Source organism: Chamaesiphon polymorphus CCALA 037, from assembly GCF_003003845.1.
Classification (GTDB): Bacteria; Cyanobacteriota; Cyanobacteriia; order Cyanobacteriales; family Chamaesiphonaceae; genus Chamaesiphon; species Chamaesiphon polymorphus.
In genome coordinates, this window is the sequence record NZ_PVWO01000134.1 from 1 (window position 1) to 12,474 (window position 12,474).

Here is a 12,474-nt window from a genome sequence, read left to right on the forward strand (position 1 = left end):
TCCAACATCAGTTTGGATTTCTTCACGCCATCGGGAATATCCACGGGATAATCGCCAGTGAAACATGCCGAACAGAAATTTTTGGGATCTTGATTGGTGGCGGCTAACATCCCTTCCCAGGAGAGATACTCTAGGGTATCGACACCAATTTGGCGAGCAATTTCGGTGACAGATTTAGTAGCAGCAATTAGTTGATCTTGGGTATCGGTATCGATGCCGTAGAAACAAGGATGCGTGACTGGCGGCGAAGAGATCCGCATGTGGATTTCTGTCGCGCCAGCATCGCGGAGAGCTTTGACTAGTTTGCGACTGGTAGTCCCACGCACGATCGAATCATCGATCACGATTACCCGTTTGCCATTTAATACATCTCGGAGCGGGTTTAATTTCATCCGAATCCCCGATTCGCGCATTTCTTGGGTGGGTTGGATGAATGTCCGTCCGACGTAGCGATTTTTGATCAGTCCTTCAGCATAATGAATTCCCGATGTCTCGGAAAATCCAATCGCCGCAGGGATTCCCGAATCGGGTACGCCAATGACGATATCAGCCTCCTGAAAGGATTCTTTAGCTAATTGTTTGCCAAGTCGCATCCGATAGCTGTACAAGCTCTCTTCATTTACCCAACTGTCAGGACGGGCAAAATAAATCATTTCAAAGATACACAGTTTCGGCTGAGTTTTTGGTGCCCAATCGATCGCTTCGATCCCTTGTGCCGTTATCCACAATAGTTCGCCCGGTTTGATATCGCGTTCGTAGTCGGCTCCGATGATGTCCAGCGCGCAGGTTTCAGAAGCTACGACATAATGACCGATCCGATCGGGCATTACTCCCAATACTAGCGGACGAATGCCGTAAGGATCGCGAATAGCCATGATTCCGTCGGGAGTCGCGATCGTCAAGCTAAAAGCACCCACGCATTGGCTACAAGCTGCGATGGTGGCCTCGACCCAGCTTTTACCCGCATTGACTTCTTCCCGAATTATCAACGCAATCATTTCCGAATCGATCGTCGTAGTGGGTTCGCAGCCTCTGGCAACTAGATAATCTCGCAACGCTCCAGTATTGACAAGATTGCCATTGTGCGCTAAAGCGAGTTTACCTAGAATTGTATCGACGATAACTGGTTGTGCATTACAGCGACGACTCGAACCAGTGGTAGAGTAGCGAGTATGTCCGATCGCCAACTGCCCTGGTAACTGTTCTAAAATCTCTGGATTGAAGACATGAGACACCAGTCCCATATCCCGATGCTCGTGAAGCTGTCTGTTGTCAAAAGTAGCAATTCCCGCCGATTCTTGGCCGCGATGCTGGAGCGCGTACAAACCAAAATAGGTTAACTTGGCCACTTCTTGTCCGGGCGCGTAAATCCCAAACACCCCACAGGCTTCTTCAGGTTTATCGACGGCGTTGTCATCATTCGGTGAAACAAGATCGGCACAGAGAGCGGAGTTTGGGTCGCAGTCGTCAGGAATCATGAATGGCTCTAGTGGTAAAGGGTGGCTAAATTATGCGAGTGGTAGCTGCGTGCTTGAGGCTATTTGCGATCGGCAAAGCGGTAGTGTATGGATTTTAGATATCGACTCTCAGCTACAACCCGAAAGATTAGAGCTGAATATCGATAGTCAATCCGATTGCTAGACATAAGTAATTTTAATACTTATATCTTAAGAAAATAAGTTGAATATTACTAGGTTAAAGTCGATCGCTTTAAATATTATTAAGCAATCCTTAATAATTCATTAACGATAGCATGAAAATTGCCGATCGGGAATAAACATACAGAACGTCTCACTCTAAGGATCGACGCTACGATCGCAAATCCCCCGATCGGGGAGATTTTGACAGCCGCTAATTCCGAGTAGCGACTAACGGGGCGTTCGCGAAGCGTTGCGTTAGCAAATCGGCAGGGCAACATGGAGGTAGTAATGGCCGATCGGTTTCAATTTGTAGCAATGGATCTAGATCGACAACATCGCTCGAAAATGAGTTCCATCTACTTGCCGCACAGTCCAGTTTATGGCATTATTAGCGTGCAGTTAGGTAGAATCATCTCTTTTCTATTCCCAATATTTAAGACCCAAATATCTGCCAGCAAGCTGAGTCTCGACTACCAAATTTTACCGCTGCCGCTGGGCGATTGTCAGTTGGATCGACCCTGTCAGAGCCTAAAAAAATTCACCAGGGAAGGACTATCTTTAGAGTAGCCTTAAAACTAGTAACAAATGTACTCTCAAAGTTCTCGATCTGATTTGGGATCTCGTTCCAGATCCCCTGGCTTAGCTAATTGGCTCGATCGATTTCTAAATATAAATATAGTTGACTGAACTTTGGGCGCATCGATATTGTCGCTCGCAGCAGTAAGACAGTCTTAGCTCGTTCGCTGCACCCCCGCGCCAGAAAACATCGGCACAATCGAATCGAGCCATCCACAATTCATCACCGATAACTGTAATGTCAAATTCTCTGCATTGGCTAGACCTGAGTGAATATCTAGCGATCGCTGTAGCCGTAGTCGGCGCGATCGCCGCAGTTTCATCCTCAACGTGGAGCTACGCTGTATTACCCATCCTCGTGAGTACGATCCTCAATGCAATCAATCGGTGGCGATTGCATCAAACCCTCCGCTTGCACGATCTCAACCTAGAACGCAAGCTCGATGGCGAACTCCAACAACAAGGCGAAGTCCTCCAGCAGGAAATTGCCCAAGCGCGTAGCTTTGCCACAGCTCTAGTCAAACAAACGATGGCCGCTCAATCATCGACACCAGCCGCACTGGGTGCCACGAATCGCCAAGATGTGAGTCTCTTGGAGCAGAAATTCGATACCCACAAGCAACTGATGCAGTCGATGCAGGAACACGTTAGCGGTGTTGAAGGCAGTCTCAAAGATGTCGTCGATCTGCTCGAAGGCAATGCTCTTGCCGAGCGTGTCGAATATTTAGAACGCCATCTGATTCAGATGTCCGCGCAACTAGGCTTCGAGCCGACCGAATTAACTCGATCTCCAGCCGCTACCAGCATCACAACTAGTTTTGGCGATGATACTGGAGTCGATATTACGCCGCTATTAGAGATGATTTCGGAAGACTTGATGTCGAGCGAATTAATCCCCGAAAGTCTCACTTCTGGCGATTTAAGCGGCGATCTATGGTCGAAACCGACCTGGGATCTCCAGCAGACAATTACCGCTCACGGTGATTGGGTGAGATGTTTGAGTTTTACTCCCGATGGCTTGAAACTAGCCAGCGGCAGTTTTGACAAAACGATTAAAGTCTGGCAACTCGATACGGGATCTGCACTCCATACCCTCACAGATCGGCTCAAAGGGGTATTTGCACTAGCAGTCAGTCCAGATGGCAAATTCCTCGCTAGTGGCAGTTGGGATGATACGGTCGAATTATGGAATCTCGAAACTGGCACGCTACTTAAAAACCTCAGCCAGCACCAAGCCTCGGTCAGATCGCTGGCGATTAGTCCCGATAGCCAAACTTTAATCAGTGGAAGTTTCGATCGCACAATCGCGCTATGGCATCTCCCCGATGGCACAGTTACCAAAACGATCGCTACGCTCGATCCAGTAGCCGCGATCGCGCTGAGTCCCGATGGTAAATTTCTCGCCAGTACGGGGGATGATGGCACGATCGAGATCTGGTCGTTGACTTCTGGACAACTAATTATTAAGTCTAGCGGCAATCAAAATTGTATCGGTTCGCTGGCGATCGGTGCGGATTCCCGCACGATCGCGGCTGGCACCGTTAATGGCTATCTGGTCTTCTGGGAACTCACAAACATCGAAAATGGTCAACTGCCACAGTTCGAGCTGACTCAGACGATTAAAGCTCATGCCGGACAAATCAATGCTTGCGTGTTTAGTCCAGATGGTGAATATGCGATTACTGGTAGCGTTGATGGGAAAGCTAAGGTGTGGTATCGGGGGACGGATCTTAAATTCCACGATAAAGCTCGCAGCATCCTCAAAGGCGATCCGGGTCGGTCGGTGATGTCTGTCGCCATTGCTCCCAGTAGCAAGCAGATCGCCATTGGTGGAGCCGATGGGACGATTCAACTTTGGCAGCGGGTGTAGGTAAATCTACTCATTTATACTACGATATTGATGTCGATCGCGGCCAGCACTCTATATTTCTTCCATAAAAATTCTGGCAAAGTGACGATCGTTGTTGCCGATCTAGCAATCTTAGGGAATAATACTGAAGACACTACCATTGAACTTTTAACCCACATTAATTTTCAAAATTTTAGATTATGCGAATTCTAGTTACAGGTGGTGCGGGCTTTATCGGTTCTCATCTGATCGATCGACTGATGAAAGAGCAGCATGAAGTAATCTGCCTAGATAATTTTTATACTGGAACTAAAAGCAATATCAGTAAATGGATTGGTAATCCTAATTTTGAGTCGATCCGTCATGATATTACCGAGCCAATTCGCCTAGAAGTAGATCGAATTTATCATTTAGCCTGTCCGGCATCACCCGTACACTATCAGTACAATCCGATTAAAACTACCAAAGTCAGTTTTCTAGGTACATCTAACATGCTGGGACTTGCCAAACGCATCAAGGCCAGGTTTTTGCTAGCTTCGACCTCAGAAGTTTACGGCGATCCTGACGTCCACCCACAGCCCGAAGAATATCATGGCAATGTCAATACGATCGGTATTCGATCGTGCTATGACGAAGGCAAGCGTATTGCTGAAACTCTCAGTTTTGATTACCATCGCCAGCATGGTGTCGAGATTCGGGTCGCACGCATTTTTAATACCTATGGGCCGCGCATGTTAGAAAACGACGGTCGCGTAGTGAGTAATTTTATCGCTCAATCTTTGCAAGGAAAACCATTAACGGTTTATGGAGAAGGCAGCCAAACTCGCAGTTTTTGTTATGTCAGCGATCTAGTTGATGGCTTAATGAAATTGATGGATGGCGACCACACCGGGCCGATCAATCTCGGTAACCCCGAAGAATATACCATTCTTCAACTCGCTCAAAAAATTCGCGATAAAATGAATCCTGGTCAAGAAATTATCTTTAAGCCATTACCGCAAGACGATCCCAAGCAACGCAAGCCAGATATTACCAAGGCAAAAACCTTGCTGGGCTGGGATCCAAAGATCTCACTAGAGAATGGCTTGACCGAAACGATCGCCGAATTCACACAACGACTGAAGGTATAACTAAGATGTTAGTAAAATAGCCAAAACTGATAATACAAAAATGAAATATGTCGCTAGATAGCTGCTTGACGGAGCAACAGCGATACTGACGAGTTTAAATATTGACGGAATTTAAGAATCAACTTGGGGGCACATTTAAATGCGCGTTTGCACTATCGGAACTGGTTATGTTGGTCTAGTAACGGGAGCTTGTCTGGCTCATATCGGTCATGATGTTATCTGTGTAGACAACAATCCAGAGAAAGTAGAATTAATGAAATCTGGCCATTCGCCAATCTACGAACCGGGGTTGTCGGAAATCATGAAATCGGCAATGGCTGCCAATCGACTACAATTTACCACCGATCTCGGTGCGGGCATCGCCCATGGAGAGATTCTGTTTATTGCCGTAGGTACGCCCCCTTTACCCAATGGTTCGAGCGATACTCAATATGTCGAAGCTGTGGCCAAAGGCATCGGCCAGCACCTTAACGGTGAATATAAAGTAATTGTCAACAAATCTACCGTCCCGATTGGCTCTGGGGATTGGGTAAAAATGTTAGTACTCGATGGCGTTTCCGAACGCACCAAACAACCGCTGCTCGTCGGCGGTGGCGATAGCACTCACGCCCCCGAGCAATTTACTCCTCAATTTGACGTTGTTAGCAACCCAGAATTTTTACGCGAGGGTTCGGCGATTTATGATACGCTCAATCCCGATCGAATTGTCCTGGGCAGTAACAACCAGCAAGCGATCGATTTAATGTTACAGTTGTACGCACCCATCATCGACAGAAAGTATGCTGAGGATACTAGCCTGCCCCCTGTATCCGTACTCGCAACTGACTTAGGTTCGGCAGAAATGATTAAGTATGCTGCTAATGCTTTCTTAGCCACAAAAATTAGCTTTATTAACGAGATTGCCAACATTTGCGAGCGGGTAGGTGCCGATGTCACGCAGGTATCCAAAGGGATCGGCCTGGATTCTCGGATTGGTAATAAATTTTTGAACGCGGGGATCGGCTGGGGCGGATCTTGTTTTCCCAAAGATTTAGCCGCGCTCATCCATACTGGAGCAGATTATGGTTATGACGCACGATTGCTCAAGGCGGCGGTAAGCGTCAATCAACAGCAACGGACGCTCGTGATTCAAAAGCTCCAGACTTCGCTCAAAATTCTCAAAGGTAAAACTATCGGCCTCTTGGGGCTAACATTTAAACCCGATACGGATGATTTGCGAGATGCCCCAGCACTTGATATAATACACATACTGATCGAGCTTGGTGCTAAGGTCAAGGCATACGACCCCATTATCTCACCTCAATCATCAACCAATCCATATCTAGCTAATGTTAACTTGGTCGATAGTCCCCAGACATTGGCAACAGATAGTGATGCACTCGTATTAATGACAGAATGGTCGGAGTTTCAAGAGATCGACTATCCGCATTTAGCAGGGTTAATGCGCTCTCCAATCGTAGTTGATTGTCGGAATTTTCTATCTCCAATAAAGCTATCCGAATCAGGCTTCAACCATATTGGTATCGGTTGCTAAAATTAGAACCCATACTCAGTAAAATAATACCAAAGTACTGGGTATGGGCTGCATCCATCCGATCTACTTACAGATAGATAACGGTCTTATGAATATTTTCAATCGATCGTGTCCCGATGGTAAGTTATTAAAAGCAAGTCAACAGTGACACCTTTCATATATTACGCTCGTTTAAGTCAAATTACTTCAGCCATTTGGCGGTTCATTACCCACTCGTTCTATCAATAGTCTTCCAACATGAAAGAGAGCTTTCCTGAATTTACTAATCCTCCCAGACTAATGCAGTCCCCAGAATCAGTGAAACCTCGTCCGAATGGCTTCCCGGAAGCACGGCAAGATGAAGGAGTGAGTTTGGGTGCGATCGTCAATGGCTTACGTAAGTATTGGTATGCTTCCGTACTTACTACTGCACTGATAATGGGTGCGATCGGTTATACAACCTGGAAGCAAGTACGGATCTATCGATCGGCAGTGCAAATCGCGATCGATCTCAACGTTGGCAATAGTTTTGCCCAAAAGCTGGCTGGTGTCGATGGTAGCGGACAATCGGAAGACCGGACGATTGCGTTGGAAACGATTACACAATCGCTCAGAAGTCGGAGCATGATCGAACAAGCAATTAATACAATTCCCGATCCCAAAATGCGTCCATCTGTCGCGCAGGTTTTGTCAGGATTGGCAATTCAAACAAAGCCAGATAGTAACGTCCTTACCGTTAGCTACACATCGCTATCGCAACCAGAAATTGTCGCTGTCCTCAACGCCTTGAGCAAAGTTTACATCGACTATAGTATCAAAACCAAAAAAGCTCGCACCAATAACTCGATCGAATTTATCGAGTCACAATTACCAGATTCGCGCAAACGCTTAGATGCTTCCGCGTCCCAAATCGAGCAGTTTCGGATTAAATATCGATTTGTAGATCCAGCAACTTCTGCTGCGGCATTGGATGGTTACCGCCAAGGTATCGTCGCCAAAATCAATGAATCTCGCTCTAGTTATTACCAAACCCAAAAGCAGTACGAAGAATTAAAAAAACAACTTGAGTCTGTGGGTTTAACATCCGAGGGTAATTTGAGCACCACGATGTTGACTCAAGATAGTAACTATCAAGCCCTATTCACTCAGCTTAAAGATTTAGAGTTAAAATACAATCAGGAAAGCGTTCGATTTAGTAGCGAAAATCCACTCGTTATCAGTCTCAAAGAAAAACGCGATGCCGTACTCGTCCTATTGCGAGAAAGAGCGCAACAAGTGCTCAAGCGACAAGTCGAAGATCGCGAACTTACCAAAGGTGGGATTTCTAATTTTGCTAACAACTTAGCTCAAAATTTAGCCAACAGACAAGCCGAACTAGAAACGAGCTTAGTCGCCCAAACCGCACAGGCTCAAAGTTTGGAAGCAGTATACCAACAAGTTCAAACTCAAATCGCGCAATTACCCGGACTGCAAAAACAATACACCGAAATGCAGCGGGAATACCAAATTGCTTCGCAAGAATTGACAGCATTCTTACAAAAAGTTCAGGAATTGAAGATCGTTAATGCCGAGCAAGTCGTACCGTGGCGGTTGTTAGATCCTCCAGAATACCCCAATTTTCCCGTCTCGCCTGACGTCCCGCGCCAGTTGGGATTGGGTGCAGTGGGTAGCGTGCTTGCGGGGATTCTCGTATCGGTTGGTTTGAATAAGCTCGACGATCGCGTGGATAATCCAGATAGTGTCAAAGCGATGACTGGACTGCCAGTTTTATCTTTGATTCCCAGAGTAGACGATCTCGATCAATCTGCGTCGATGCGGGGTGGGACTTTTCTCCAAACAACTAAAGGTAAAAATAAAGATTACTCCTATTGGAGTTTTGTGGAGTCGATTCGGACTCTGGCACTGGGTATCGGTCTGACATCCGATCGAGATGAGAAGCAGTCTGGGAAAATCATTGCCATGACTTCTTCTTTACCCAAAGAAGGTAAATCAACCATTGCTTTTCATACCGCCAATACCCTGGCAGAATTGGGCTATCGAGTATTACTAATCGATGCGGATATGCACAAATCTAGCATCGCACAGTTGTGTGCTAGTTCGCCACTATTTAAGCGCGAAGATTGCGATAATGAGGATGGACTCAGCGATGCGATCGTGGGCAGTAATTGGCGAGATTTAATTAAAATCAGCCCAGAATCTAGCTTAAATGTCATGTTTTCTGGGAAGCAAACTGTTAGCTCGATCGTCTTATTTAATTCGCCGCGATTGCTCCGCTTGATGGATGAGTGGCGCAAAGAATACGATTACGTTCTGTTCGATACGCCAACGATCGGTGGCGTGAGCGATACTCGATTGCTATCGAGTTTGGTGGATGGATTGGTGTATATCGTCAGTCTAAATGTCGCTCAAAAACAAATTATCGATCGCGGTATCGATATTATTTCTGCGGTAAAAACTCCTGTACTAGGCTTGGCCATCAATCGCGTAGAAAATCATCATTCTGGCTATAACAAATACTATCAGTACTATCATGCTTCTCACGAGCTGCATGAAAAAACTGATAAGTCTAAGATATTAAATCCCGAACAACAAGGAGTAGAAGTTACATCGATCGTCGATCGTCGCTAGTCAACGATCGTGCTGAAACTTGTAACCGTCGCAGACATAGCCCCGACTTCTTCAAGAAGTCGGGGCTATTATCCTAGTAGGAGTGACAATCTTCACGATCGACTTTAACTCTTACACAGATTTAAAATAAGTTTTAGATCCGCTCGGACTAGGAAACATCGTTTTGGCTCCTGGTTGCCAATCGGCGGGGCAAACTTCATTAGGATTGGCTTGAACGTGTTGGATTGCTTGGAGGACTCTGAGCGTTTCATCGACACTGCGACCGAAGGAAAGATTGTTGATCGTAGCGTATTGCAAAACTCCCGCCCGATCGATAATAAATAATCCGCGTAATGCTGTCCCTACGTCTGGATCTAAGACATTGTAGGCAGCACTAATCTCTTTTTTGAGATCGGAGACTAATGGGTAATTAATATCGCCCAATCCGCCCATTTTGCGCTCTGTTTCGATCCAAGCTAAATGCGAAAATTCGCTATCGACGGAGATAGCCAAAATTTCGGTATTGAGGGCTTGAAACTCTGCATATCGATCGCTAAAAGCAATAATTTCGGTCGGACAGACAAATGTAAAATCTAGGGGATAAAAGAATAAGACAACGTACTTACGATAACTAGATAATTTGACTTTCTGAAACTGACGATCGACAACTGCAGTTGCCGTAAAATCCGGTGCAATTTGCCCTACTCTCAGGCAGCTTTCTTGGTAATTATTCATACATTATATTTTCTATAAAAATTTAGATGCTGCTGATAAAGATCTAAAAAATATTTACAATTTGTGATAAATGGCGAGGAGTTGGGAGTTGGGAGTTGGGAGTTGGGAGATATTAATATTAGTATGTTGGCAAAGATTGGGTTGCTGATGCTGCTTAGTACTAGTTTGCTAAGTTCTCTAGAGTGGGGTTCTGAGCTGACAACAAAAATGTTAGCCTGGAAAATGGTGCTGACAATTGCCGCGTTCGCGTAGCGTCCGCTGCGGACGCGATCTCTACTGGAGAGCCACAGCTAACGAGCGATATCCATAAAATTTGCCATTTTTCAGTTAACATGGTTTCTCTAACAACTTTATCGTTATTTATCACCGACCTCGATCGAACCCTCGTCGGCAATGATAGCTCGCTAGAGCGACTCAACCAGATCCTCGATCGCTATCGTCAAACGTGGGGGACTAAAATAGTGTATGCCACAGGTCGATCGAGAGCATCGTATCAAGAATTAGCTACCGCTCAATCGCTGCTGGCTCCCGACGCTTTAATTGCAGCGGTAGGTACCGAGTTGTACGTCGGTAACTCGGAGACTCCCGATCCGGAATGGGTAGAGCGACTGAGTACCAATTGGCACCGAGACAAAATTGTGGAAATCGCCAGTCGGTTCGCGGACTTGGAACCCCAGCCGCCAGCAGAGCAACGTCCGTTTAAAGTCAGCTACTTTCTCTCGCCTAATGTCGTAGCCGCAGTAGTGCCTCGGTTACAACAGCTACTCACCGAGCGAAATCTAGATGTCGAAATTATCTATAGTGGGAATAAGGATTTGGATATTCTCCCGCGTCATGGGGATAAAGGTAAAGCCGTGCAATTTTTACGCGATCGCTGGCAGATCGATCCGATTGAAACGCTAGTATGTGGCGATTCTGGTAACGATATTTCGCTATTTAAATACGGTAAAGAACGCGGCGTCATTGTCGGCAATGCCCATTCCGAGCTACGTTTATGGTACGAACTCCATCCAGTCGATTATCATTATTTAGCCGCTGCCGATTACGCCGCAGGTATTCTCGAAGGACTCAATTACTTTCGGTTTGTCCAATAGGTGCCAAAGTTGAGTGGGGAGTCCTCCTTTAGGGAGAGCTAGAGTAGGATTCCCTTCATGTAGAGTTTTATCAAGATCTCGATCTGGTCGCCAACTTTGAATGTAATCGTAGTAAATAGTTATGGCGCAATCGATCGAGCGATCTGTGTCCTACCTAAATTGCCATCTACCCAGTCATCCACCCCCTTGACAATTTGACAAATATACCCCAACTTGCACATTAGTGGCTGCTGTAAAACACAACTCAACCAACTCCCATTACCTCCCTAATTCCTGACGACCTCAAAACGCCCCTATGTCAACCCTCGTCATTGTCGAATCTCCCACTAAAGCACGTACCATTAGTAAGTTTTTGCCCTCTAGTTATGTGGTAAAAGCTTCGATGGGGCACGTTCGCGATTTGCCCCCATCAGCAGAAGAAATTCCCCCTGAATATAAATCTCAGAAGTGGGCAAAAGATCTGGGAATTGACGTGGAGAATGGGTTTGCACCCCTATATATCATCCCTAAAGACAAACGGAAGATCGTTCAAGAATTGAAAACTGCTCTTAAAGATGCCAACGAACTGATTCTGGCAACGGACGAAGATCGCGAGGGTGAAAGTATCAGTTGGCACCTATTGCAGCTCCTCAATCCCAAAGTGCCAACCAAACGGATGGTCTTTCACGAGATTACCAAAGAAGCCATTCAAAAGGCACTCAAAAATTGCCGCAATATCGACGAGCAAATCGTTCACGCTCAAGAAACCCGCCGGATTCTCGATCGATTGGTCGGTTATCGGCTGTCGCCGTTGCTGTGGAAGATGATTGGTGGGAAATTATCCGCAGGGAGAGTTCAGTCCGTAGCGGTGCGGTTGTTGGTGATGAAAGAACGCCAACGGCGAGCATTTAAGTCGGCTGAATACTGGGATTTGAAAGCATTACTGGCTCACAGTCAAGTCGATTTTGACTCGAAATTAGTTACGGTAGATGGCACGAAGATTGCCACAGGTGCCGATTTCGATCCGAATACTGGAAATTTAATCGCAGGCAAAAAAGTTAGAGTTCTGAATGGGAGCGACGCCAACGCACTCAAAGACAGCCTCAAGGGTAAAACCTGGACGGTAACTGGATTGGAAGAAAAACCAGTCACCCGTAACCCCTCACCGCCATTTACAACCTCGACACTCCAGCAAGAAGCCAACCGCAAACTGCGCTTATCTGCCAAACGCACCATGCAAGTCGCCCAATCCTTGTATGAAGAAGGCTATATTACCTACATGCGAACGGATTCGGTGAATTTGTCCGAACAAGCGATCGAAGCTGCGCGTGCTTGCGTGCTCGACATGTAC

Annotated in this window: 10 protein-coding genes; 8 read left to right on the top strand and 2 right to left on the bottom strand. The window is 46.2% G+C overall.

The window, feature by feature from the left end; genetic code table 11:
- Window positions 1–1,478, bottom strand: a 1,478-nt coding sequence (purF, locus tag C7B77_RS12345) for an amidophosphoribosyltransferase (RefSeq protein WP_106304840.1), incomplete at its 3' end; no start/stop codon positions are given.
- A gap of 438 nt (window positions 1,479–1,916) precedes the next feature.
- Between purF and C7B77_RS12355 the strand changes: the two genes are divergently transcribed.
- From C7B77_RS12355 to C7B77_RS12375, 5 genes are all read left to right on the top strand, one after another.
- Entirely contained in the window at window positions 1,917–2,207 is a 291-nt protein-coding gene (locus tag C7B77_RS12355) for a hypothetical protein (RefSeq protein ID WP_106304847.1), read from the top strand.
- Window positions 2,208–2,454: 247 nt separating this feature from the next.
- Window positions 2,455–4,086 (top strand): WD40 repeat domain-containing protein, encoded by a 1,632-nt coding sequence (locus C7B77_RS12360; protein WP_106304851.1) that lies wholly within the window; start codon window positions 2,455–2,457, stop codon window positions 4,084–4,086.
- 179 nt (window positions 4,087–4,265) lie between these two features.
- Window positions 4,266–5,195, top strand: coding sequence for a UDP-glucuronic acid decarboxylase family protein (locus C7B77_RS12365; RefSeq protein ID WP_106304854.1), 930 nt, complete (start codon window positions 4,266–4,268; stop codon window positions 5,193–5,195).
- A 139-nt stretch (window positions 5,196–5,334) separates the two neighbouring features.
- Entirely contained in the window at window positions 5,335–6,729 is a 1,395-nt protein-coding gene (locus C7B77_RS12370) for a UDP-glucose dehydrogenase family protein (protein ID WP_106304857.1), read from the top strand.
- 237 nt (window positions 6,730–6,966) lie between these two features.
- Window positions 6,967–9,336 (top strand): GumC family protein, encoded by a 2,370-nt coding sequence (locus C7B77_RS12375; RefSeq protein ID WP_106304860.1) that lies wholly within the window; start codon window positions 6,967–6,969, stop codon window positions 9,334–9,336.
- Between the two features lie 111 nt (window positions 9,337–9,447).
- Here C7B77_RS12375 and C7B77_RS12380 read toward each other — a convergent pair whose 3' ends face one another.
- Window positions 9,448–10,050, bottom strand: a complete 603-nt coding sequence (locus C7B77_RS12380) for a peroxiredoxin (protein WP_106304863.1) — start codon at window positions 10,048–10,050, stop codon at window positions 9,448–9,450.
- A 63-nt stretch (window positions 10,051–10,113) separates the two neighbouring features.
- Here C7B77_RS12380 and C7B77_RS12385 point away from each other — a divergent pair, with 63 nt between their 5' ends.
- The 3 genes from C7B77_RS12385 to topA form a co-directional block, all read left to right on the top strand.
- Window positions 10,114–10,302, top strand: coding sequence for a hypothetical protein (locus C7B77_RS12385; protein ID WP_106304866.1), 189 nt, complete (start codon window positions 10,114–10,116; stop codon window positions 10,300–10,302).
- 80 nt (window positions 10,303–10,382) lie between these two features.
- Window positions 10,383–11,144, top strand: coding sequence for a sucrose-phosphate phosphatase (locus C7B77_RS12390; protein WP_106304869.1), 762 nt, complete (start codon window positions 10,383–10,385; stop codon window positions 11,142–11,144).
- A 295-nt stretch (window positions 11,145–11,439) separates the two neighbouring features.
- Window positions 11,440–12,474, top strand: a 1,035-nt coding sequence (topA, locus tag C7B77_RS12395) for a type I DNA topoisomerase (RefSeq protein WP_106304872.1), incomplete at its 3' end; no start/stop codon positions are given.

What these genes read in the sequence shown, in the direction of transcription:
- C7B77_RS12355 (WP_106304847.1), top strand. Translation starts at nt 1,917, where the DNA reads ATGGAGGTAGTAATGGCCGATCGGTTTCAATTTGTAGCAATGGATCTA.
- C7B77_RS12365 (WP_106304854.1), top strand. Translation starts at nt 4,266, where the DNA reads ATGCGAATTCTAGTTACAGGTGGTGCGGGCTTTATCGGTTCTCATCTG.
- C7B77_RS12370 (WP_106304857.1), top strand. Translation starts at nt 5,335, where the DNA reads ATGCGCGTTTGCACTATCGGAACTGGTTATGTTGGTCTAGTAACGGGA.
- C7B77_RS12375 (WP_106304860.1), top strand. Translation starts at nt 6,967, where the DNA reads ATGAAAGAGAGCTTTCCTGAATTTACTAATCCTCCCAGACTAATGCAG.
- C7B77_RS12390 (WP_106304869.1), top strand. Translation starts at nt 10,383, where the DNA reads ATGGTTTCTCTAACAACTTTATCGTTATTTATCACCGACCTCGATCGA.
- C7B77_RS12380 (WP_106304863.1), bottom strand. Translation starts at nt 10,050, where the DNA reads ATGAATAATTACCAAGAAAGCTGCCTGAGAGTAGGGCAAATTGCACCG.
- C7B77_RS12360 (WP_106304851.1), top strand. Translation starts at nt 2,455, where the DNA reads ATGTCAAATTCTCTGCATTGGCTAGACCTGAGTGAATATCTAGCGATC.